This window comes from Curtobacterium sp. MCBA15_007 (genome assembly GCF_001864905.1).
GTDB lineage: Bacteria > Actinomycetota > Actinomycetes > Actinomycetales > Microbacteriaceae > Curtobacterium > Curtobacterium poinsettiae.
The window spans coordinates 61,399-84,514 of sequence record NZ_MJGM01000013.1 but is presented as its reverse complement, the minus strand read 5'-3'; the positions used below and the strand labels follow the sequence as shown (position 1 = coordinate 84,514).

The window sequence follows — 23,116 nt, the reverse complement described above, 5'->3', positions numbered from 1 at the left end:
GGCGGCGCGGACGGGCGGTGGGATCGGCGAGCAGGATCGGCGAGCGGGCGAAATGCCCAGGTGTGCTCGACGACGCACCGGGACATCTCGCCCGCTCGCCGTGAGAGCGCTTCGGGCGATCCCTCGGGAGGCAGTTCCCGAGCGTCCAACGGCCCCGCCGACGAGCCCCGCGAACCCCGCGAGCCCCGCGAACCCCGCGAACGGGCGAAACACCGGCGTGCGACGGCGGGATGCGCCCGGTGTTTCGCCCGTTCGACGGTGTCGCCATCCCTCCACAACCGCACGAGCGCGGTCACGATCCACAATGGAGGCGCTACTCCCGTCCGCACCGTCAGCTCGCGGCCACGATGTGGAGATGACCGCCAGACGCCGGCTCCCGATGGCACTCCGTGACGCTTCCTTCCGGGTGCGGGACGCGCTGCACCGCGGGGTCTCGCGTGGTCGCCTCGACGCACGCGACCTCGTCCGACCGTTCCACGGCATCCGGTCCGCGTTCCCCCCGGAATCCGTGGACGAACGTGCTCGGGCACTCGCTCCTCGACTCCGCCCCGATCAGGTGTTCAGTCACGTCACCGCCGCAGCGGTCATCGGCGTCCCCCTCCCCCGTCGCCTCGAACGTGATCAGCGGTTGCACGTCACGACGATCGGCACCGACCAAGCGCTCCGGGTTCGTGGCACGGTCGGCCATCGAGCGCGGTACGGGTCGGTCCGGGCGACGATCGCCCGAGGTGTGCCGCTCACCACACCTGCCGACACCTTCGTCGCGCTCGGCTCGATGTTGACGCTCGACGAACTCATCGTCGCCGGGGACGCGCTCGTCGGGTGGCTCGGCTGGGCAACGCTCGACGAACTCGCTCTGGCTGTCCGTCGGCGACGTGGCATCCGCGGGATCGTGAAGCTCCGCCTCGCGCTCGAAGAGATCCGGCAGGGTTCTCGGTCGCCGGGAGAGACCAGGACACGACTGGCGCTGCTCCGCCGTGGACTCCCGGAACCCGCGCTCAACCACGATGTCGTCGTCGACGGGGAGTGGATCGCGTGCGTGGATCTCGCGTACCCCGAGGCCAGGGTGGCGATCGAGTACGAGAGCGATCTGCACCGCACCGATCCAGCCAGCTTCCGCAAGGACCTCACGCGCGGTGAGCACCTCAAGGACGTCGATTGGTGGCTCGTCAGGGTGACGGCGGACGACCTTGCGCACGGAGTCGAGCGCTTCGTCAACCGCATCCGTCGGCTGCTCGACGTCGGTGCCCGAGGAGCCCACGACACGCGGTTTGCGACACTTGGGTGAACAATGGTTGACGCTTCAACCAAAACGGTGCACACTGTCGTAGTATCAACTCGATGCAGGCGCATGGAACGCGTCGCACCGCAGACTCTCGTTCGGAAGAAGGACCACCATGACGCTCACCGCTGACACCGTTCCCGGCTACCAGATCGGCACCTGGAAGATCGACCCGACCCACTCGGAGGTCACCTTCTCGGTCCGCCACCTCGCCATCAGCAAGGTCAAGGGCAAGTTCGAGACGTTCGACGCCACCGTCGTCACCGCCGAGAACCCGCTCGAGTCGACCGTCGAGGCCAGCATCGACGTCGCGTCGATCAACACCGGTCAGGAGCAGCGCGACCAGCACCTCAAGACGAGCGACTTCTTCCTCACCGAGGAGCACCCGCAGCTCACCTTCCGTTCCACGAGCATCGAGGCGAAGGGCGACGACCTGCACATCTCGGGCGACCTGACCCTGCGCGGCGTCACCAAGCCCGTCGTCCTCAAGGCTGAGCTCGGCGGATTCACCACCGACGGTTACGGTCAGGTCAAGTTCGGCGCCGAGGCGACCACCAAGATCGACCGCACTGAGTTCGGTGTGAACTGGAACGCGGCGCTCGAGGCCGGTGGATTCACGCTCGGCAACGACGTCACGATCAACCTCGACGTCCAGTTCGTCCTCCAGGCGGCCTGAGCCTCCTCGTACTCGTCGCCCCACTGAGGGCACCGAACGGCACCACCCGAACCCGAGATGAACGCCCCGACTCCCGACGGAGTCGGGGCGTTCGTCGTTCCCGCGCTTCTTTGCCGACCACGAGCGGGCGAAATGCCCGGACCATCACCCTCATGAGCTTGGCATCTCGCCCGCTCGTCGGCCTGCGCACCCATGCCACGCCGCGCCACCAACGAGCGGGCGAAACACCCTGCCGATCCCCGTGGCGCTCCTGGTATTTCGCCCGCTCGCGGGACCGCGAGCGGGAGCGGGACGAGCGGGAGCGGGACCGGCGGGGGCACGCGCCGCGGCCGCGAGCCCGCGTACCGTGGGGCGCGCAGGGGCCGCCGGGGAATCCGCACGCCGAACCCCGAGTTGCACGAAAGGCACCACGAGCACCACGAGCACCACCACCACCCGCACCGCCCGCACGACGAACAGGAGCACCACCATGGCCACCGACTGGATCGCGATGCAGGCCCTCGCGGCAGCCGAGTTCGGCCGCCGCGTCGCCGCCGTCACCGACTGGGACGCCCCCACCCCCGACTCCGAGTGGTCCACCCGCGACCTCGTCGCCCACGTCGTCGACGAGCAACGGTGGATCCCGAAGCTCCTGACCGGGTGCGACTACGCCCAGGCGCAGGCCGACCTCGAACCCATCGGCGATGACCTGGTCGCCGAGTGGCACCGGTTCGCCACCGCAGCCACCGACGCCTGGCGGAACGCCCCGCAGGACACCCCCGTGCACCTCAGCACCGACGTCGTGCCCGCCGCGCAGTACCTGACCGAGCAGACGAGCGACATCACGATCCACACGTGGGACCTCGCCCGGGCGACCGGCACCGAGGAGTCCCTGCCCGACGAGCTCGTCCGTGCCGTGTGGGAGTACTTCGAGCCGCAGATCGAGGACCTGGCGGCGACTGGCCTCTACGCGCCTCCGGTCGACGTCACCGAGGACACCCCGCTGCAGGTGCGCCTGCTGGCGGTCACAGGCCGCGATGCCAGAGTGTCGGCATGACCACCGACACGAGCGGCACCACCACGGAGACGAGCAGCATGACCACCGACACGAAGCGCCTCGGCAACTCGGGGCTCGAGATCAGCAGCGTCGTCCTCGGCATGATGTCGTACGGCGACCCGGACCGGGGCTCGCACGCCTGGAGCGTCGGCATCGACGAGGCCCGCCCGTTCGTCCGTCGCGCGTTCGAGGCCGGCATCACGACCTTCGACACCGCGAACGTGTACTCCGACGGCAGCAGCGAGGAGATCACCGGCACGCTCCTGGCCGAGCTGGCTCCGCGCGAGGACGTCCAGGTCTTCACGAAGGTCTTCAACCGGATGCGCCCTGGTCGGAACGGCGCCGGACTGTCCCGCGCGGCGATCATGCACGAGATCGACGCGTCCCTGACCCGCCTGGGTACGGACTACGTCGACCTGTACCAGATCCACCGCTTCGACCCGGTGACGCCGGTCGAGGAGACGATGGAGGCCCTGCACGACGTCGTCAAGGCCGGCAAGGCGCGCTACATCGGCGCGAGCAGCATGTGGGCGTGGCAGTTCGCCGAGATGCAGCACACCGCCGAACGCCACGGATGGACGAAGTTCGTCAGCATGCAGGACCAGTACAACCTGCTCGAGCGCGAGGAGGAGCGCGAGATGCTCCCCTTCTGCGAGCACACCGGCGTCGGCGTGATCCCGTGGAGCCCCCTGGCCCGCGGCCGCGTCACGCGCCCATGGGACGCCTCCGGGTCGGGTTCGCGCGCGCAGACCGACGAGTTCGGCAAGACCCTCTACAAGCAGGACGAGGACGCCAACCGCGCGATCGTCGACACGGTCGAGGCCGTCGCCGCCGAGCGCGGCGTCCCGATGGCGCAGGTCGCCCTGGCCTGGGTCGCCGGCAAGCCCGCGGTCTCCGCGCCGATCGTCGGCGCGACGAAGGAGCACCACATCGACGACGCGGTGGCCGCAGCGTCGCTGACGCTCACCGACGACGAGGTCACGCGACTCGAGTCCGCGTACACGCCCCGGGTGCCGTCGGGTTTCTGACGCACCACCAGACGGACGGGAGGCGCGGATCGGCTTGGCCCCGTTCCTCCCGTCCGTCCGTCGTCACCCCCACGGCCCGCGACACGCCGTCGTGTCGGTACCACGCCTGCGTCCTCGCGCAACGCCGCCGGACAGGGCGGCGTCTCGACAAGACGACGGCGTCCTGCGCGGGCGATCCCTGGAAGCGGCTACGCGCCGCGCTCGAGTCGTGCGATGCGCACGAGCGCTGCGCGCTCCGTGCCGGTCTGGTTGCCGAGCACGCCCCCGATGCCGTCGAGCACCAGGCCGGCCGTGCGGCTGACGGGCAGCTCGACAGGACCGATCATCGGGGCCCGCAGGCCGAGCATCGAGCGGTGGCGGGGGTCCAGCGTCGACACGGCGCCCTGGAACAGGGCCTGGTAGCCGGGCCGAAGCATCAGCGCGAGCGGTGGGTTCCGGATGAACTTGACGACGTCACGGGTGCGGGCCGTCACCGCCAGTTCGCCACGGTCGAGGTACCCGTTCATCTGGGCGCGGAGCTCCGCCTCGGATTCCGGCGGGTCCTCGACGCGCATGAGCCGGCCGGCGGTCGCCCACTCGCGCACGTAGGCGTCGGCTCCTCCCGGGATCGGATCGCCCCACCGCTGCGCGGCGCGGAGGAACGCGTCCGTGAAGGCCAGGTGGACCCAGCGCGCCATGAGCGGGTCGTTGGCGGAGTAGTCCCGCGTGGTGCCGTGTCCGTCGACGTACTCGCCGCGGACCCGCTCGTGCAGGCGCAGCACCCACTCGCTGGCCCCGCGGGCGGTGGCGGTGTCACCGTGCGAGACGGTGAAGATCCAGCGGATGGTGCCGGCGAGGCGGCCGAACGGGTCCTCGCGGTAGCGGGAGTGGTCGGCCACGCCGGCGAGGACCCCGGGGTGGAGGGCCTGGACGAGCAGCGCCCGGACCCCGGCGACGATCGTCTGCTTGCCGCCGTGCACGGACCACGTCGCGGAGCCCGGGCCGAAGAACCCGGCGTCGGTGCCCTGCTCGAGCTCGTCGATCCACTCCGGCTTGCTCGTCGCGCCCCCGGTGAACGTGTCGTTGAGGCGGGACCGGAGGGCGTCGGAGACGGAGGGCATGGCGTCATCGTCCGTCCGCCCCCTGGGAACGCACTCGGCTTCGCGCGGGCCGACCGTTCCCAGGGTGCACGGGGGTCGCCCGCTACGTTGGTCGAGTGAGCATCGACACGCCTCGTCCCTGGCTTGCCTCGTACGCCCCGGGGGTCCCGCACGACATCGAGGAACAGAGCGGTTCCCTGTACGACCTGGTCGAGCAGTCGGCCCGGAAGTTCCCCAGGCAGGTCGCCCTCGAGTTCTTCAAGCGCACCACGAGCTACGCCGACCTCGAGGAGCAGATCCTCCGCGCGGCGAACGGCCTGCGGAAGCTCGGCGTGGGGGCGGGTGACCGCGTCGCCATCGTGCTGCCGAACTGCCCCCAGCACATCGTGGCGTTCTACGCGGTGCTGCGGCTCGGCGCGATCGTGGTCGAGCACAACCCGCTGTACACGCCGCGGGAGCTCCGCCACCAGTTCGAGGACCACGGCGCCAAGGTCGCCATCGCCTGGGACAAGTCCGTCGCGACGCTGCAGGACTTCCCGGCCGACGTGCACCTCGACGCGATCGTCTCGGTCGACATCACCCGTGCGATGCCCCGGAGCACCCGGCTCGCCCTGGCGCTGCCGGTCGCGAAGGCCCGCGAGTCCCGCGCGAAGCTGACGACGAAGGTCCGTGGCACGGTGAAGTGGGACGACGTCGCCGACACCCGCAAGCTGTCGAAGCGGCACCCGCGCCCGGCCACCGACGACGTCGCACTGATCCAGTACACCTCCGGCACCACCGGGACGCCGAAGGGTGCGGTCCTGAGTCACCGGAACCTGCTGGCGAACGCCGCCCAGGCCCGGGCGTGGGTGCCGCAGATCCGCCGCGGCGACAACGTCGTGTACGCGGTGCTGCCGATGTTCCACGCCTACGGTCTGACGCTCTGCCTGACCTTCGCGATGAGCATGGCCTCGCGGCTCGTGCTCTTCCCCGCGTTCGACCCCGCTCTGGTCCTGAGCGCCATCAAGCGTCACCCGCCGACGTTCCTGCCGGCCGTGCCGCCGATCTACGCCCGGCTGCAGCACGCCGCCGACTCGGCGAAGGTGTCGCTCAAGGGCATCGAGATCGGCATCTCCGGCGCCATGCCGCTCTCCCAGGACATCGTCGAACCGTGGGAGGCCCGGACCGACGGCTACCTGGTCGAGGGCTACGGCCTGTCCGAGTGCTCCCCCGTCCTGATGGCCAACCCGGTCTCCCCGGAGCGCCGCCTCGGGTCGATCGGCCTGCCGTTGTCCTCCACCGAGGCACGCGTGGTCGACCCGGACGACGACACCAAGGTGCTCGGTGTCGACGAGCCCGGCGAGCTGCAGGTCCGTGGCCCGCAGGTGTTCCGCGGCTACTGGGGCAAGGCGGAGGCCACCGATGAGGTCTTCACGCCCGACGGCTGGTTCCGCACCGGCGACATCGTGGCCATCGGTGCCGACGGGTACGTCCGGATCGTCGACCGCCTGAAGGAACTCATCATCACCGGCGGCTTCAACGTGTCGCCGTCCGAGGTCGAGGACACCCTGCTCAAGCACCCCAGCGTCAAGGAGGTCGCGGTCGTCGGCATCACGCAGGGTGGCAACGAGCAGGTCGTCGCCGCGGTCGTGCCGAAGGACCCGTCGACGTTCGACCCCGCGGCGCTGCGGGCCTGGTCACGCGAACACCTGGCGGCGTACAAGGTGCCGCGCCGGGTCGTCGTGGTCGAGGACCTGCCGCGCTCGATGATCGGCAAGGTGCTGCGGCGGAAGGTGCGCGACCAGATCCTGGACGGCTGACGCGCCGGCGCCCGGGCGGCGCGGCAGGGCGCAGACGCCGCTGCTCGTCAGCTGAGGCGTCGCGCGGGCAGCGCCAGCACGGACAGCCCGACCACCACGAGCACGATGCCGGTCCAGCCGCCGAGTCCCAGGTGTTCCCCCACCACGAGCACCGCCAGCACCGCGGCCACGACGGGCTCGAGCAGTGAAAGCAGCGTCGCGACCGATGCCGTCACCGACCGGAGTCCGACCGCGTACAGCGAGTGGCCGATGACCGTCGGCACCAGCGCCAGGTACAGGAACACCGGCCAGTCGTCGGCCTCGGCCAGGAACGGCCCGCCCGCCACCACGGCGAGCACGACGAGCGGCACCGCGGCCATGCCGAACACCGCACCGACGAGTCCGCGCTCGTTCGGCCCGCGGGCTGCCCGTGCCGCAGCGACCCCGACGTCGCCGCCGACCCGCATGGTGTCGGCCTCGGCGCGACCGACGGCGATCGGCATCCGGCTCGTCGCCGCGTGCATCCCCCGCGCCACCGCCCACGAGTACAGCGCGTACGTCAGACCGGCGACCAGGGCGCTGCCGACGCCGACCGCGAGCGATCGCCCGCCGTCGCCGTGCCCGGAGCGGGCGAGGGTGACGACGACCATGCCGACCACGCTCACCAGGGTGGCCACGAGCCAGCGGCGCGTGACGGGCCTGCGGTCGACGACCCACTCGACCAGGCCGGCGAAGACGGGCGACGAGCCGATGGCCAGGGTCGTGCCGAGCGCGACACCGGCGTCGGCGAGGGCCGCGTAGAACGCGATCGCGTAGACCACGAGCGACACGGCACCGAGCAGGGCCCAGCCCCGGGTCCGGCGCTGGCCCACGGCTCGCAGGGTGCCCCGGCCCGCGGTCGCCGCGAGCACGAGCCCGCCCAGGCCGAAGGTCACCGCGCCGAACACGAACGCCGGCACACCGGGCGCGAAGTGCGTCGCGGTCCCGGTGGTGCCCCACACCGCCGCGGCGACCACGATCGCCGCCAGGCCGCCGACGGGCCTGGAGGCACGTCCTGCGCCCGGTCCGCGGCTCACGCGACGTGGACGTTGGGCCGTCGGTTGACCTCGGGTTCCGCTTCGCGCAGGACCTCGCGCGTCACGGGGGCGACGTCGCCGGCACCGGTGAACACGAAGCGCAGGGCGTTGCGGATCGGGCTGCCCTCGTTCCACTCGAAGTAGATGCTCGGCACCACACCGGCGAGGTCGCGGATGGCGAGGAGGGTCGACGCGATGGTGTTCGGGACGTTGCCGGAGCGGACCTTGAGCACGCGGAACCCGTGGATGACTTGCCCTTCGACCACCAGGTCCTCTTCGAAGTCGGACGAGTCGGCGGGCAGGACCTCGAGGAACATCGTCGGCACGCGCGCCGGGATGCCGGAGTCGCGACGTTCCTCGCGCCCCTTCGCCCGGTACGCCTCGGCCGTGCCGGCACCGGGTTCGTTGGCGATGATGCAGATCGAGCTGAACTGGTCGGCGTCGGCCTCGACGAACTGGCGGGCCGTCGCGTCCAGCTCGATCGACGATGCCCGGAGTTCGAACGAGCGGCGCACACGCGAGATGAGCGAGACCACGACGATCGCGATGATGAAGATCGCCGCGATCCGCACGCCGTCGGGCCGCTCGATGACGTTGGCGACGGTGGTGTAGACGAACACGACCGAGATCACGCCGAACGCGATGGTGCGCTTGCGCTGCTGCTTGCGGCGCGCGGACAGCGTCACGGCGACCGCGGCACTCGTGATGAGCACGAGGACGCCGGTGGCGTAGGCGCCGCCCTGGGCGTCGACGTCGGCCTGGAAGATGATCGTGATCACGAACGCGATGAGCGTGAAGATGATCACGAGGGGACGCACGGCGCGAGCCCACTGGGGTGCCATGCCGTAGCGGGGCAGGAACCGCGGCACGAGGTTCAGGAGCCCGGCCATCGCGCTCGCGCCGGCGAACCACAGGATGGCGACGGTGGAGAAGTCGTAGATCGACCCGAACACGCCGCCCATGTACTCGTGCGCCAGGTACGCCAGCGCACGACCGTTCGCACCACCGCCCGGCTGGAACTCGCGCTGCGGGATGAGGAACGTCGTCACGATCGACGAGGTGATGAGGAACGAGCTCATGATCAGCGCCGCGACCGTCAGCAGGCGCTTCGTGCCACGGATCCGGCCTTCGGGTCGGTCGCTGGTGCCGTCGGTGGCGTCGCCGCGGACCTGCGGCATCACCGCGACGCCCGTCTCGAAGCCGGAGAGCCCGAGCGCGAGCTTCGGGAACACGATCAGGGCGATGCCGACCATGACGAGCGGGTTGCCGTGCTGCGCCGTCAGCCCGGACCACCAGTCGCTCGCGACCATCGGGTTCTCGAACACGTGCCAGAGCGCGACGATGATGACGACGGCGTTCAGGGCGAGGAACACGGCGACGAGCCCGACCGCGATGCCGATGGCTTCCTTGAAGCCGCGCAGGAACACGATGCCGAGCAGGAGCAGCAGCGCCAGGGTGAGCGGCACCGGGATCTCGGTGAACCAGTGCGGCGTGTACGGGTTCTCGGCGATGTGCGCCGTGGCGTCGGCCGCCGACAGGGTCATCGTGATCATGAAGTCCGTCACGGCGAACCCGAGCAGCACCAGCACGAGCAGCTTGCCGGCCCACCACGGCAGGAGCTTCTCGAGCATCATGATCGACCCGGCGCCCCGGAAGCTGTCGTGGGCGATCCGGCGGTACACCGGCAGCGCGCCGAACAGCGTGACGAGCACGAGGACGATCGTCGCGATCGGCGACAGCAGCCCCGCGGCGAGCGCGGCGATGGCGGGCTGGTACCCGAGGGTGGAGAAGTAGTCCACGCCGGTCAGGCACATGACCCGCCACCACGGGTGGGTCTTCTCGACCTCGACCTGGTGCGGGCCCTGGTGGGAGGCGCCCTGGTCGGCCCCGTGCAGCATCCACCGGCGCAGGCGGGTGCTGCGGTCGAGGGGCTGCTCGGTGGCGTCGCGCTGGGCGGCCCGCTCGGCGTCTGTCGCGGTCACGAGGATGATGCTAAGCCGTCCGGGTGGCCCCCGCGCACACCCGGACGACCCTGTGCACGGGGCGCTCCCACTACCGCCGTGTGCGGGACAGGGTCGCCACGATCCCGGCGACGACCAGCAGGACGCCGGCGGCGATGCAGGCGGCCAGCAGCAGGGTCGTGGTGTCCACTGAGAACATCGGCAGCGCACTCACGGCCATCGCCCCGGCGAACACCAGCATCAGCACGCCCCACAGGATCGTGCCGAACCGTGCACCGCGGCGTGCAGGCCGGTGGCCGCGCCCGTCGGGAACCTCCGGCGGAACCGTCGGCGCTGTCGTCTCGTCGTTCGTGGTGTCGTCGTTCGTCATGGTCCCGTTCCTCACTCGCCGACCGTGATCGCCCGCGGCACGTCGACGCCGCCGCCGAGGATCCACAGGTGCACGGTCGTGGTCTCGTCCGCATCGGCCGTGCGCGCCGCGCGGTTCTCCAGCGTCGTGGTCCGGAGCACCCCGCCGGTGTCCGCTCCGTCGTCGCCTCCGCCGGTGTCCACGCCGTACCCGACGCCGCTGACCTCGACCCGGACCGGCAGGTCGGTCGGCAGCAGCACGTCGGCTCCGCCGGCGCCCAGCCAGAGGGTCACGTCGCCCCCGCTGGCCGACGGTTCGAGGCCGCGGAGGTCCAGGGTGGGCCCACCGGCCAGCATCGCGAAGTTCCGGTCGGTCCCCGACGCGGCCCGTTCCACCTGCCACGTGGTGCCGCCGATCAGCGAGACCTGTGTGCCGGCGGGCAGGACCCCGGTGACCACGAGGGCCACCGCGGCGACCGTCGAGAACAGTCCGAGCACGTCGTCGTCGCGGCCGCGGACCCCGGCGACGATCGTGGCGATCGCCAGCACCGCGAGCGCGGCGGCGATCCCGAGGACCGGGACGGACCACCCGGCCTGCTGCGCCCAGAACGCGACCCCGGCTCCGGCGACGAGTGCGAGTCCGAGGGACACGGCGACGTACGCCGCTCCGGGGCGCCGCTGCTCCCGCTCGGCCCGCCGTTCGCCGGCCCGCTCGCGTTCCGCGCGCAACCGCTCCTCGTGCTGCAGTCGCCGGTCCTCGGGGCTCACCGGCACGTCCCACTGCCAGGAGGCCCGACCCGGCTCCGGCGCGCCGGTCGCCTCGGTGGTCCACGCGGTCCGGGCCGGGCGCGGCTCCTCGGGGCTGGTCCAGAAGTCGCCCCGCGGCGCGGCCGACGGGTCGGCTTCGGTGTGCGCGGTCCGGTCGCCGTCCACTCCGCGTCGGGCCAGGACCACGATGAGCCAGACGATCCCGCCGACCAGCACGATGCTCCACGCGGTGGCCAGGGTCGCCTCGAGCCAGCTGGGCATCCCCCAGGCATCGGGCACACCCTGCCACCACAGCCCCCGGGCGGCGGGCACGAAGGTCAGTGCCACGAAGGCGCCGATCGCGATGAGTGCGGGGTCGAGCACCCCGCGGATCATCCGGTCGACGTGGATGCGTCCGGCGGAGTCGGGCAGCAGCGCCCAGCCGACGGCGTACGCCAGGAAGACCGGCCCGCCCAGCAGTGCGACGACGATCGCCACGCCGCGGACCACGAGCGGGTCGAGCCCGGTGCGGCGGGCGACGGCGCCGCACACGCCGGCGAGCCAGCGGTCGTCGGTGCGCGTGATGCCGAGGCCGCGGACCCAGTCGAAGAACCGGGTCGTCGAGTCGGCGCTGCCGGCAGCGGTGCCGGGAGCGGAGTCGTGCTGGTGATCGGTCATGACCACCAGCATCCCGGCAGGCGTGCGTCGGCACCATCGGGGTTCCCCCTGACCGGTCCCTGATCCCGGCCCCGGACCCTGCTGCGGGCGCCGTCCGGGTGCCAGGATTGGTCCATGGCCACCGCGACGATGACGCGCCCGACCCCGAGGGTCGTCGGCGGCGTCTGCAGCGGGTTCGCGGCGCACACCGGGCTGCCGGTCGGGGCCGTCCGGCTCGTCACCGCGGTCCTGGTGGTCTGCGGTGGCGCCGGCCTGCTGCTCTACGCCTGGCTCTGGGCGACCGTCCCGAGTGCGCCAGCCGGTTCCGCCTCGGGCCGCGCACCACTCGAGTCCTTCCTGACGCCTGCCGTCGGCGTGGACGGAGACGACGACCCCGTGTCCGCCCTCCGCGCCCCGGTCGTCGAGATCCTGCTCGGCGTGGCCCTGCTCGCCGCCGCCGGCGCGGTGGTGGCAGCGCGGATGGGCATGGCGGTCCCCCTCGAGTTCGTCGTGCCCGGCGTCGTCGTCGTCACCGGCGCCGCACTCGCCTGGCGACAGTTCGACGCGCTCCGCAACGTCCGCACGGCCCGGTCCTCCGCCCTGGTCGTGCGGGCGCTCGGGGCCCTGGTGCTCGTCGTGCTCGGCATCCTGCTGTTCTTCACGACGAGCAGCCGCCCGAACGTCTGGACGGTCCTCACCGCCGCGGTCGCCGTCCTGGTCGGGGTCGCCGTCGTGGTCGCCCCGTGGGTGGTCCGGCTCGTCCGCGACCTCGCCGAGGAACGCGCCGCCCGCGTCCGTGACCTCGAGCGGGCCGAGTTCGCCGCGCACCTGCACGACTCGGTGTTGCAGACGCTCGCCCTCATCCAGCAGAAGGCCGAGCCCGGCTCCGACGCGGCCCGGCTGGCGCGGGCGCAGGAACGCGAGCTGCGGTCCTGGCTCTTCGCGGAGCAGGCGGAACCGGCGCGCGACCTCGGCACGCAGCTGCGCGACGCCGCCGTCGAGATCGAGTCCGAGTACCCCGCCCGCATCGACGTCATCGCGGTGGGCCCCGCCCGCACCGACCTGCCCGACGGGCTCGTCGCCGCCGCTCGCGAAGCGGTGCTCAACGCTGCCCGGCACGCCGGCGGGACCGTCAGCGTGTACGCCGAGACCGCCCGCGACCGGGTCGAGATCAGCATCCGCGACCGCGGACCGGGCTTCGACGTCGAGCAGGTGCCGGCGGGCCGGTACGGCGTCCGCGAGTCGATCATCGGCCGCATGCAGCGCCTCGGCGGCCTCGCGACGATCGCGCCCGGGCCGGGGCACACGGGCACCGAGGTCCGACTGACCCTGCCGCTCGCACCCGCGACTCACGACGAGGAGCACGCATGACCGAACCCGCCCCGTTGACGGTCGCGATCGTCGACGACCACTCCATCTTTCGAGCCGGCGTGCGCGCCGGGCTGCCACCGGGCCTCCAGGTCGTTGGTGAGGCGGCGACCGTCGACGAGGCCGTGACGCTCGTCGCGACCACGCGCCCGCGCGTCGTCCTGCTCGACGTGCACCTGCCGGGTGGCGGCGGGGGTGGTGGTGGTGCCGAGGTGATCACGCGGTCCGCACCGGGGAACCCGGACACCCGGTTCCTCGCGCTGAGCGTGTCGGACGCCGCCGACGACGTCGTCCGGGTCATCCGGGCCGGCGCCCGCGGGTACATCACGAAGAGCTCGTCGAGTGCTGAGGTCGCCGAGGCCGTGACCCGTGTGGCGGACGGCGACGCGGTGTTCTCGCCGCGCCTGGCCGGCTTCGTGCTCGATGCGTTCGGGGCGGTCAGCGGCGAGACGGCGCAGCACGACACCGAGCTGGACCGCCTGTCCGCCCGCGAGCAGGAGGTCATGCGGCTCATCGCCCGCGGGTACGCCTACAAGGAGGTCGCGACGGAGCTGTTCATCTCTGTGAAGACCGTCGAGACCCACGTGTCGAAGGTCCTGCGGAAGCTGCAGCTGTCGAACCGGCACGAACTGACCGCGTGGGCGCTGCAGCGCAAGCTGCTCTGAGCGCCCACACCGGCGTCACTTCGCGCTGATCCTGGGGGTGAATGGCACAGCCTTGTTGACCGCCCATGGCGTCACTTCGCGCTGATCCTGGTGTACTTGTTCACCGACCACGGCACGAACACCACGAGCATCACCGCGATGCCGATCAGGACGGTCAGCACGGGGTGCTGCATCGTCCAGATGTCCGGCACCGGCGCGGAGCCGACGTTGCCGAACAGTTCGCGCGCGGCCTGCACGAGCGACGACACCGGGTTCCACTCCGCGAACACGCGCAGCACCAGCGGCAGGGTGTCGCTCGGCACGAACGCGTTCGAGATGAACGTCAGCGGGAACAGGATCATGAACGAGGCGTTGTTGATGACCTCGGGTGTCTTGACGCTCATGCCGAGCAACGCCATCACCCAGCTGAACGCGTAGCTGAAGAGCAGCAGCAGGGCGATGCCGGCCAGGAACTCGAGCGGGGACGAGTTGACGCGCCACCCGACCGCCAGACCGGTGAGCATCATGATCGCCATCGAGATCGAGTTGAGCACGAGGTCGGAGTTGGTGCGCCCGACCAGCACGGCGGACGCCGACATCGGCAGCGTGCGGAACCGGTCGATCAGTCCTTCCTTCAGGTCCTGCGCCATCGCGGACCCGGAGAACGTCGCGCCGAACACCACGGTCTGCGCGAAGATCCCCGCCATCAGGAACTGCGTGTAGTCGGTCCCCTGCACCTGGATGGCGCCGCCGTAGACCTGGCTGAACAGCAGGACGAACATGATCGGCTGCAGCACGGCGAAGACGAGCATGTCCGGCGACCGCTTGAGCTTGATGAGGTTGCGCTTGGTGACGGTCCAGCCGTCCTCGACCCAGACGGCGAGCGGCGAGGTGACGACGACGGGCAGCTGACGGCCCGGAGCCAGGGAGGTGGCGGTCATCCTGCCGTCTCCTTCTGCTTGGTCTTCTGCTTGGTCTTCTGCGTGGTCGCCGCGGGGTCATCGGCGTCGTCGTCCGTCGCGGCGTGGCCGGTCAGGCGGAGGAAGACGTCGTCGAGGGTCGGGCGCCGCATGCCGGCGTCGTGCAGGTCGATGCCGGCCGCACCGAGGTCGGCGAGCACGCGCTGCAGGGCGGCCGGTCCGGCCTCGACCGCGATGGCACGGGTGCGGCCGTCGCCCGAGGTCTCGACCTCGCCGACCCCGTAGCGGCGGAGGACGGTGGTCGCCGCGTCGCCGTCGGCCTCGTCCACCAGGGTCACGACGACCCGGTGCCCACCGACCTGCGCCTTCAGGTGGTCGGAGGTCCCCTCGGCGATGACCGTGCCGTCGTCGATGACCGCGATGTCGTCGGCGAGCCGGTCGGCCTCTTCCAGGTACTGGGTGGTGAGGAGCACCGTCGCGCCCTCGGCCACGAGGTCCTCGATGATGCCCCAGAGCGCCAGCCGGCTGCGGGGGTCGAGGCCCGTCGTCGGCTCGTCGAGGAACAGCACCCGCGGGTTCATCACGAGGGCCCCGGCCAGGTCGATCCGTCGTCGCATGCCGCCCGAGAAGCCCTTGACCGGGCGGTCCCCCGCCTCGGACAGGTCGAAGACGTCGATGAGCTCACGAGCACGGTCACGCGAGGTCCGACGACCCAGGTGGTACAGCCGCCCGATCATCTCGAGGTTCTCGAACCCGGTCAGGTTCTCGTCGACCGCCGCGTACTGTCCGGACACCCCGATCGAGCGCCGGGTGGCCTGCGGATCGGCGATCACGTCGATGCCGTCGATCGTCGCGGTGCCGGAGTCGGGCGTGATGAGGGTGGTCAGCACCTTCACGGTGGTCGTCTTGCCCGCACCGTTCGGCCCGAGCAGTGCCTTCACGGTGCCCTGCGGCACCGACAGGTCGAGTCCGGCCAGTGCGTGCACCGGCCCGGACTTCGACTCGTACGTCTTGGTCAGCCCGGAGGCTTCGATGATGGCCATGTCGCTCCTTCGTCGGACACGGTGGGTACCCGGGGTCCGGTGGAGCGACGGACGTCACTCAGACGTCGAAGTCGCCACCACCGAAGTCGCTGAAGCCACCGCCGAAGTCGGATCCGCTGTCGCCCCAGCCCGCATTGTCGAAGCCGCCGCCGTCGGATGCGCCACCGTCGGACGCCCCGGCATCACCGGATTCAGCACCAGTGTCCCCCGAACCGCCGTCACCCGCAGCGTCGGTACCGCCATCGAACGAACCGGGGTCGGGCAGGAAGGCGCTCATGATCGCGGATCCGATGACGTAGCCGGCCACCGTCCCGAGGATCGAGGCACCGATCATGCTGCCGAACGAGGGTCCACCGCGCTGCCCGCCGAAGCGGCCGCCGCCCCCACCGACACCGCCGAGCGAGCGCTCCATGAAGCCCGGCTGGCGGATCTCGGACCGGGTCGCCGACTGGGCCAGCGAGCGTGGGTCGTCCCCACGGGGCGCCTCACCAGGAGGGGCCGTGCGGGTGAACTCGTCGTAGACCATCCGGCGCTGCTCGTCGGTCAGCTTGGCGAAGGCCTCGGCGTGGACCTCTTCGATGCGCTCCGGCGGCGCGGTGCGGAGCAGGTAGCGGTAGCGCTCGACCGCACGCTCGTCGTCGGTGGTCGCACCCTGCTGCTGCGTCGGTGCACCGCCCCACTGCGGGACGCCGTACTGGCTGCCCTGCGGTGCGGACGGTGCCGGCTGCTGGTAGGACTGCTGGCCGTACCGGTAGCCCTGCTGCTGCGGCTGCCCCCACTGGTTCTGCTGTGCGTCAGCGGATCGGTCTCGCTCCGGACGTCCGAGCAGGCGGTCGAGGAATCCCATGGTCGATGCTCCTTCGGGTGCACGGTCGGTCCGGACGGACCGGTCGTGGACTGCAACCCTACGAACCCGCGGCGTCCGATGACTGAGCGCCCGCTCAGAGTCGGCCGGGAGGCGCGTACCGGGCCGGCACCGCGCCTCCAGCCCGCACCGTGCGAACCTGCGCACCCCGTGCACGGTTCCCAGCCCCGTGCGCGCTTGCAACACCGCACCCGGCAGCCAACCCCGCACCAGATCGCAGACCCCGCACCGTGCGCACCACCCACCGGCCGGGAGGCGCGTACCGGACCGGCACCGCGCCTCCAGTCCGCACCGTGCGCACCAGCGCACCCCTTGCGCGGTTCCCAGCCCCGTGCGCGGATGCAGCACCGCACCCGGCAGCCAACCCCGCACCAGATCGCAGACCCCGCACCGTGCGCACCACCCACCGGCCGGGAGGCGCGTGCCAGGCTGGCACCGCGCCTCCAGCCCGCACCGTGCGCACCTGCGCACCCCGTGCGCGCTTCCCAGCCCCGTGCGCGCTTGAAACACCGCACCCGGCAGCCAACCCCGCACCGCATCGCAGACCCCGCACCGTGCGCACCACCCACCGGCCGGGAGGCGCGTGCCAGGCTGGCACCGCGCCTCCAGTCCGCACCGTGCGCACCTGCGCACGCCGTGCTCGGTTAGCCGCCCGGTGCGCGCTTGCAGCACGGCACCCGGCAGCCAACCCCGCACCGGATCGCAGACCCAGCACCGTGCGCCGCGCGGCTCACCCCGCGGCGAGCGCCGCCGTCCACACCGCGTGCAGTTCGTCCGCGGCCCCCGGGTGCGCCACCAGGAAGGGCTCCCCCACGGGCGGGAAGCCCTCGACGGGACCGGATCGCGTCAGCACGACGCCCCCGGCCTCGTGCACGAGCAGTACCGCGGCGCCGTGGTCGATGGGGTTGAACGCCGACACGCAGCCGCCGATCCCCCGCCCGGCCGCGACCTGCGCGATGGTCAGCGTCCCCGATCCCTGCACCCGTAGCGTGCACGACCGGTCGGCCAGCGCGTCGAGGAACGCCCCGAAACCCGCCCACGGTCGGTGCCCGTCGAGCTCGGTGCCGACGACGGCGCCGGCGAGCGGCCGGGGTGCGTCGTCGAGTCGGAGCTGCCGGTCGCGCAGGGTGGCACCGCGCCCGCGTCGCGCCTCGAGCACCTCACCGCGCCAGGGGTCCGCGACGACGCCGACGAGTGGGCGTCCGCCACGGGTCAGGCAGAGTGACATCGAGGTCCAGGGGACTCCGTTCGCCAGGTTCGTGGTGCCGTCGACGGGGTCGAGGAACCAGCGGTGCCGGTCGCCGGGGGCCTCGCCGTACTCCTCGCCGGTGAACCCGTGCGTCGGGAACACCATCCGCACGCGGGAGCGGACGTGCTGCTCCACCAGGCGGTCGACGTCGGTGACCAGGTCGGCGGGGTTGGCCTTCGTGTGGACCTCGCTGACGGGGTGTTCCCGCGTGTAGGCGATGACCTCGTGGGCGATGCGGTGGGCCAAGGCCTGGGCGCGCGAGGCGACCTCGGTCTCGGTGGCCTCGCGGTCACGCTCGGGCCAGCCGTCGCGTTCCGCCGCCGACAACGCGGCGCCGATGGCCCCGACGTCGTTCGTGGTGATCGAGTCGACGCCGAGCCGGGCGGCCCAGATCGCGGGTTCGACGTCGTCGATGGTCCAGACGGCGACGCGCAGGCCCAGGGCGTGCGCGACCTCGACGGTGTGCGGGGTGAGGAAGGCGACGTCGAGGTTGAGCGTCGACGGGTGGAGCGCGTCGAGGTCCGCGGGGACGGGCGGGTCGAGCGACTCCCACGCCAGCCAGACGTCGGCGTCGGGCAGCACGGAGCGGACGGCTGCCATCGCCGCGGGCGCCCCGCACCAGGCCACCGCGGTGGAACCGGTGAAGCCCGCGACGGTGCGGGCGGCGACCAGGGCGTCCTCGGCGTCGGTCAGGTCGACGAGCAGGGTCGACCGGCAGCCGTCGAGGCGTTCGAGCGCACCGTCGAGCCGCGGGATCCGGTCGAGGCCGTTGCCGAGCCGCGCGACGTCGCACCAGTCGACGTCGGCCACGCGGCGGGCGTCGCCCCACATCCGGCCGAGGGTCTCGTCGTGCAGCAGGACGGCGACGCCGTCGGCGGTGCGACGGACGTCGACCTCGATCACCTCGGCGCCGAGCGCCTCGGCGACCGCGAGGGCGGGCAGCGTGTTCTCGCGCCGGACGCGCGGCGCACCACGGTGAGCGACGAGGCGTGGCGGACGCACGCCGGGCCTGGCGTCCAGGCTGGTCGAGACCACACGGTCGACCGCAGCGACAGACGCAGACGCAGACGCAACCGAGGCTGACGCAGCCGACGCAGACGACACGGCCGCAACCGGCGTCGGGACCCCCGCGCTCATCGTGCGACCTCGAGCAGCACGCCGTCGCGGTGCACGAGCACTTCGCCCAGGCGCACCCCGGTCTCGGTGCCGACCGCCGGCGGTGGCCCGGTGACGTAGGCGCGGAGCTCCGCGCCGTCGGTGCTGAGCACGACCTCGGCGAAGTGGCCGCGCATGAGCACCCGTGCGACGGTCGCACGGATCGGCGAGTCATCGGTGAGCACGACCTGCTCCGGGCGGACCAGCACCGTGTCGGCCGCGGTCGGGCTGACGGACGTGCCGGCGAGGAACCGGCCGGTGACGACGCTCGTCGAACCGATGAACGACGCGACGAACCCGGTGGCGGGGCGGGCGTAGAGCTCGGTCGGTGTGGCGATCTGCTCGATCCGGCCGTCGTGCATGACGGCGATCCGGTCGGAGATGCTGAGCGCTTCGTCCTGGTCGTGCGTCACGATCACGGTCGTGATGCCGAGGCGCTGCTGGATGCGCCGGATCTCGTCGCGGACACTGACGCGGAGCTTCGCGTCGAGGTTCGACAGCGGCTCGTCGAGGAGCAGCACGTCCGGCTCCTGCACGATCGCGCGGGCCAGGGCCACGCGCTGCTGCTCACCGCCCGAGATCGCGGTCGGCTTCGAGCCGGCGTGGTGGCTCAGCCCGACGAGCTCGAGCGCGTCGCGCACCCGCTCGGCGACCCGCTGCTTCGGCACCCGTCGGGTCCGCAGCGGGAACGCGACGTTCTGCGTCACCGTCATGTGCGGCCACAGCGCGTAGTTCTGGAACACCATCGCGCTCGGTCGGCGCTCCGGACCGAGCGACGTGACGTCGCGGTCCCCCATCGTCACGACGCCGCCGTCGGCGGGCAGGAACCCCGCCACCATGCGGAGCGTCGTGGTCTTGCCGCAGCCCGACGGCCCGAGGAGCGAGACGAGCTCGCCCTTCGCGACGTCGAGGTCGATGCCCGCGACGACGTCGCGTCCGCCGAGCGTCTTGCGCAGTCCCCGGATGGTGAGTCCGCCGGTCCGGTCCGTCGTGCTGCCGTCGGCCTGGAGGCCCGGTGTGCGTTCCGCGACGAGCGCCTTGTCCGTCATCTGGTCGCCTTTCGTGCTGGTGGTGGTCATCGGATCTGGAAGCCGTCCGCCAGACGGCCGCCCATGATGTGCTTCCGGGCGAGCAGCAGCAGGACCACGGACGGGATGCTCAGCGCGATCGCGAACACCGCCGAGACCTGACGCGGGGAGTTGAGGACGAGCGAGTACATCGCCGTCGGCATCGTCATGTACGTCGGGGCGCCGACCAGGTACGTGCCCTGTGCCTCGTCGAAGGACGCCAGGAACGACATCACCATCGCGACGAGGATCCCCGGCCAGGCGATCGGGAACGTCACCTTCCAGAAGGTGCGCCAGCGGCTGGCCCCGGCGTCGCGGGCGGCTTCCTCGAGGGACCGTGGCACGGCCGAGAACGCCGCGGCGGGCAGCCACGTCATGAAGACGACGCAGCCCAGGACGTGCACGATCAGGATCCCGGTCACCGTGTTCATGAGGTTCAGCGCGGTGAACATCGCCGACATCGTGACGAAGAGGCCCATCTTCGGGAACGCGTTCGTGGCGAACAGTCCGACGAGCACGAGCCGCCGCCCGGGGAACTCGATGCGGCTGATCGCCCAGGCAGCGGGCAGACACACGACCGCGGCGATGAGGACCGTGAGCGGCGCGAGGACGAGCGAGTTCTGCACCGCGACGGCCAGGCTGCGGTCCTCGAACACGGTGCCCCACCACTGCAGGGTCCAGCCGTCGGGCAGCAGGTTCGGGTAGGTCCACGTCGTGGCGAAGGCACGGGCGGCCAGCCAGACGAGCGGACCGAGGATGAACACCGCCAGCACGATCGCGGTCGCCCAGACGAGGGCGTTGCCGGTCAGACGCTTGATCACTGCTGCTCCTGACGCTTCTTGTCGAGCTCGCCCGCGTTCGAGCGGACCGTCGAGCGGAGGTAGAAGACGCTCGCAGCCGCGGCGAACGCGAACACGATGAACGCCATCGCCGTCGACTGCTGCGGACGGTTGTAGGCCTGGAAGTACTTCGAGATGTCGACGCCGAGCATCGTCGGGGCGTTCGGGCCGGTGAAGTACGGCACGGTGAACGACCCGAGGACGCCGATGACGGTGAACGTCGTCGCGATGACGAGCGGGGTCGCGGCCATCGGCAGGAGCACCTGCCAGACGACGCGCCAGGTGCTCGCCCCGGCGTCCTTCGCGGCCTCGACCAGGGCATCCGGGGTGCCCTGGAGCGCCCCGGCGATCATCAGCACCGCGAACGGCAGGCTGGTCCAGACGCTGCCGAACACCACGGCGACGAGGGTGTAGCCCCACACCGGGACGTCGAGGCCGAACTGCGCCCCGAGGCTGCGGAGGAAGCCCTGCGCGTCGGTGAAGGTCAGGATCGACCAGCTCGCGATGACCACCGGCACGAAGATCGGCACCACGGCCAGGACGCTGAGGGTCTTGCCGAGGAAGCCTCCGCGGAGCCGCAGGATCACCGCGACGACGACCGCCAGCCCCACGGTCAGGCCGGTCGACAGCGCCGTGACCCCGAGCGTCGCGACCAGGTCACGCAGGAACGTGGGGTTGCCGAGCAGGGTGGTGTAGACCGCGAACGAGAAGCCGCGCACGGTGTCGCCGCCGATGTCGGCGAGCGCCTGGTTCAGGCCGCCGGTGAACCCGAGGCTGAACAGGGCGGCGTTCACCACCGGGACGCCGACGAACAGGATGACGACGAGCACCGGGGCGGCGACGAGGGCGAGGCCCTGCCACCGCCGGCGGCGGGCCAGCCGTTCCTGCGTCGTGCGCCCGCCAGCGGGGTGCGCCGGGCCCTGGGCGTGGGGCGGGACGGGCGGGAGGCCAGTGGCGGAGTCGCCACGGGCCTCCCGGCCGGTTGCTGGGCCGTCCTGGACGGTCTGGGTCACTGCGGGACCTTCGCGTCCCACGCCGCGTTCATGTCGGCGGCGAAGTCGCTCTGGAACCCGAGGCGGAGCTGCGAGGGGTTCGCGTCGGTGAACTGCTCGGCGACCGACTTCGGCAGGCTGTCGAGCGGGATCACCGGGTAGCCGGAGACGGCGCTCGCGACGAGCTGCTGCCCCTTCGCGCTGAGCACGAAGTCGGCGAGCTTCTCGGCTGCCGCCTTCTTCGCCTTGGGCTCGGTCTTCGGGATGCCGAGGAAGCTCGCGCTGCCGGTGAACGACGGGTCGTCGATCTGCACGGCCTTGGTGGTCTTCGGGATGATGCCGGTCTTCTGCGAGGTGATGAACTGGTCGCTCCAGACCGGGGCCATCGCGATCTGACCGCTGCCGAGCAGCTGCACGACCTGGTCGTTGCCGTTCGGGTAGACGCCCTTCTGGTACGTCGACGGGCCGAGGTCCTTCAGGGCCGCGAAGCCCTTGTCCCACTTCGACTCGAGCGACTTGTCGTACTTCGTCTGCATCGTCTCCTGCTCGGCGGGCGTCAGGTACTTCGCGAGCACCGTGGCCACGAACGAGCCACCCGAACCGCCGGACGACGGGGAGTTGTAGGCGAACTCGCCCGGGTTGGCCTTGATCCAGGCGAGCAGGTCGTCGAGGGTCTTCGGCGGGTCCGTGACCTTCTTCGCGTCGTACGCCAGCAGCACGCTCGAGGCGCGGTACGGGATGGCGCTGTCGCCGCCCTGCTGCTTCGTGGCGTCGGGGACGTCCTTGAGGTTCGGGATGGTGCTGTCGCTGACCGTGCTGAGCAGCCCGGCCTTGCCGGCGGTGGTGACGAAGCCGGCGTCGACGAGGTCGTACGCGACGGACTTGCCGGCCTTGACCGCGGTGGCGAGGTTCGCCTGCGTCTGGGCGTCGTGCTCGCCGTGCAGGTCGATGCTCGTGCTGACCTTGATCTTCGGGTTCGCCTTCTCGAAGGCGGGGATGAGCGACTTGTCCCAGAGGTCCTGGACGTTGGTGTCGCCGCTGATGAACACGGTGAGGCTGGTGGTGCCGTTGCCGTCGGCAGCGTTCGAGGCGTTGGCGCTCTGGACGCAGCCGGAGAGTGCGACGGTCGCGGCTGCCGCGATGGCGAGGCCGGCGAGGGCTCGGGTCTTCACGTGGGTACTCCCTGTTCCGTGGGTGATGCGGTGGGGGTCGTGCGGGGTGGGGGTGGTGCGGGGTGCGTGCGGTGGTGCGGGGTGCTGGTCGGGCGGGCCGTGTGGGAACGTTCCCGCGCCGGGGTCGAGTGTGG

At 71.6% G+C, this 23,116-nt stretch carries 20 protein-coding genes; 7 read left to right on the top strand and 13 right to left on the bottom strand.

The genetic code is table 11. The annotated features are described in order from the left end of the window. Window positions 1-355: 355 nt before the first annotated feature. The 4 genes from BIU95_RS07340 to BIU95_RS07325 all read left to right on the top strand — a co-directional run bounded on the left by BIU95_RS07340 (window position 356) and on the right by BIU95_RS07325 (window position 4,022). On the top strand, window positions 356-1,288 hold the full coding sequence (locus BIU95_RS07340; protein ID WP_071251204.1) for a hypothetical protein: 933 nt from the start codon (window positions 356-358) through the stop codon (window positions 1,286-1,288). 109 nt (window positions 1,289-1,397) lie between these two features. Next, window positions 1,398-1,958, top strand: coding sequence for a YceI family protein (locus tag BIU95_RS07335; RefSeq protein ID WP_042541375.1), 561 nt, complete (start codon window positions 1,398-1,400; stop codon window positions 1,956-1,958). Between the two features lie 469 nt (window positions 1,959-2,427). After that, window positions 2,428-2,994 carry a TIGR03086 family metal-binding protein gene (locus BIU95_RS07330; RefSeq protein WP_056073071.1) on the top strand — a complete coding sequence of 189 codons (567 nt, stop codon included), beginning with the start codon at window positions 2,428-2,430 and terminating at the stop codon, window positions 2,992-2,994. Next, window positions 2,991-4,022 carry an aldo/keto reductase gene (locus BIU95_RS07325; protein WP_082509801.1) on the top strand — a complete coding sequence of 344 codons (1,032 nt, stop codon included), beginning with the start codon at window positions 2,991-2,993 and terminating at the stop codon, window positions 4,020-4,022. Before BIU95_RS07330 ends, BIU95_RS07325 begins: the two co-directional genes overlap by 4 nt. Window positions 4,023-4,210: 188 nt before the next feature. On the opposite strand, the gene BIU95_RS07320 is transcribed toward BIU95_RS07325, so the two are convergent. After that, on the bottom strand, window positions 4,211-5,122 hold the full coding sequence (locus BIU95_RS07320; protein ID WP_017886980.1) for an oxygenase MpaB family protein: 912 nt from the start codon (window positions 5,120-5,122) through the stop codon (window positions 4,211-4,213). A gap of 95 nt (window positions 5,123-5,217) precedes the next feature. Between BIU95_RS07320 and BIU95_RS07315 the strand changes: the two genes are divergently transcribed. After that, complete coding sequence (locus BIU95_RS07315) at window positions 5,218-6,900, top strand: long-chain-fatty-acid--CoA ligase (RefSeq protein ID WP_042541379.1); 1,683 nt, start codon at window positions 5,218-5,220, stop codon at window positions 6,898-6,900. A gap of 47 nt (window positions 6,901-6,947) precedes the next feature. Here BIU95_RS07315 and BIU95_RS07310 read toward each other — a convergent pair whose 3' ends face one another. The 4 genes from BIU95_RS07310 to BIU95_RS07295 form a co-directional block, all read right to left on the bottom strand. Further along, a complete protein-coding gene (locus BIU95_RS07310) occupies window positions 6,948-7,955 on the bottom strand; it encodes a DMT family transporter (RefSeq protein ID WP_071251201.1) in 1,008 nt (335 codons plus the stop codon). Further along, a complete protein-coding gene (locus BIU95_RS07305; protein WP_254783310.1) occupies window positions 7,952-9,853 on the bottom strand; it encodes an amino acid transporter in 1,902 nt (633 codons plus the stop codon). Before BIU95_RS07305 ends, BIU95_RS07310 begins: the two co-directional genes overlap by 4 nt. Before the next feature lie 154 nt (window positions 9,854-10,007). Continuing rightward, complete coding sequence (locus BIU95_RS07300) at window positions 10,008-10,286, bottom strand: hypothetical protein (protein ID WP_017886984.1); 279 nt, start codon at window positions 10,284-10,286, stop codon at window positions 10,008-10,010. An 11-nt stretch (window positions 10,287-10,297) separates the two neighbouring features. Continuing rightward, window positions 10,298-11,689 carry a PspC domain-containing protein gene (locus BIU95_RS07295; RefSeq protein ID WP_167578302.1) on the bottom strand — a complete coding sequence of 464 codons (1,392 nt, stop codon included), beginning with the start codon at window positions 11,687-11,689 and terminating at the stop codon, window positions 10,298-10,300. Window positions 11,690-11,803: 114 nt separating this feature from the next. On the opposite strand from BIU95_RS07295, the gene BIU95_RS07290 reads away from it, so the two are divergent. Further along, window positions 11,804-13,039 carry an ATP-binding protein gene (locus tag BIU95_RS07290; RefSeq protein WP_017886985.1) on the top strand — a complete coding sequence of 412 codons (1,236 nt, stop codon included), beginning with the start codon at window positions 11,804-11,806 and terminating at the stop codon, window positions 13,037-13,039. Continuing rightward, the gene (locus BIU95_RS07285; RefSeq protein WP_071251197.1) at window positions 13,036-13,701 is read left to right on the top strand and encodes a response regulator transcription factor; all 666 of its coding nucleotides are present in this window, start codon (window positions 13,036-13,038) and stop codon (window positions 13,699-13,701) included. Before BIU95_RS07290 ends, BIU95_RS07285 begins: the two co-directional genes overlap by 4 nt. Before the next feature lie 71 nt (window positions 13,702-13,772). On the opposite strand, the gene BIU95_RS07280 is transcribed toward BIU95_RS07285, so the two are convergent. The 8 genes from BIU95_RS07280 to BIU95_RS07245 form a co-directional block, all read right to left on the bottom strand. Further along, the gene (locus BIU95_RS07280; RefSeq protein ID WP_017886987.1) at window positions 13,773-14,621 is read right to left on the bottom strand and encodes an ABC transporter permease; all 849 of its coding nucleotides are present in this window, start codon (window positions 14,619-14,621) and stop codon (window positions 13,773-13,775) included. Beyond that, window positions 14,618-15,643, bottom strand: a complete 1,026-nt coding sequence (locus BIU95_RS07275; protein ID WP_071251195.1) for an ATP-binding cassette domain-containing protein — start codon at window positions 15,641-15,643, stop codon at window positions 14,618-14,620. The genes BIU95_RS07280 and BIU95_RS07275 overlap by 4 nt, the downstream gene beginning before the upstream one ends. Window positions 15,644-15,701: 58 nt before the next feature. Further along, the gene (locus BIU95_RS07270; protein ID WP_071251190.1) at window positions 15,702-16,490 is read right to left on the bottom strand and encodes a hypothetical protein; all 789 of its coding nucleotides are present in this window, start codon (window positions 16,488-16,490) and stop codon (window positions 15,702-15,704) included. 748 nt (window positions 16,491-17,238) lie between these two features. Further along, window positions 17,239-18,759 carry an inositol monophosphatase family protein gene (locus tag BIU95_RS07265; protein WP_161598100.1) on the bottom strand — a complete coding sequence of 507 codons (1,521 nt, stop codon included), beginning with the start codon at window positions 18,757-18,759 and terminating at the stop codon, window positions 17,239-17,241. Window positions 18,760-18,890: 131 nt separating this feature from the next. Next, window positions 18,891-19,991, bottom strand: coding sequence for an ABC transporter ATP-binding protein (locus BIU95_RS07260; RefSeq protein WP_017886991.1), 1,101 nt, complete (start codon window positions 19,989-19,991; stop codon window positions 18,891-18,893). Further along, window positions 19,988-20,800: an ABC transporter permease gene (locus tag BIU95_RS07255; RefSeq protein ID WP_017886992.1), complete on the bottom strand. Its 813-nt coding sequence runs from the start codon at window positions 20,798-20,800 to the stop codon at window positions 19,988-19,990. The genes BIU95_RS07260 and BIU95_RS07255 overlap by 4 nt, the downstream gene beginning before the upstream one ends. Continuing rightward, window positions 20,797-21,831: an ABC transporter permease gene (locus tag BIU95_RS07250; RefSeq protein ID WP_017886993.1), complete on the bottom strand. Its 1,035-nt coding sequence runs from the start codon at window positions 21,829-21,831 to the stop codon at window positions 20,797-20,799. The genes BIU95_RS07255 and BIU95_RS07250 overlap by 4 nt, the downstream gene beginning before the upstream one ends. Beyond that, complete coding sequence (locus BIU95_RS07245; RefSeq protein ID WP_017886994.1) at window positions 21,828-22,982, bottom strand: extracellular solute-binding protein; 1,155 nt, start codon at window positions 22,980-22,982, stop codon at window positions 21,828-21,830. The genes BIU95_RS07250 and BIU95_RS07245 overlap by 4 nt, the downstream gene beginning before the upstream one ends. Between the last annotated feature and the right edge of the window lie 134 nt (window positions 22,983-23,116).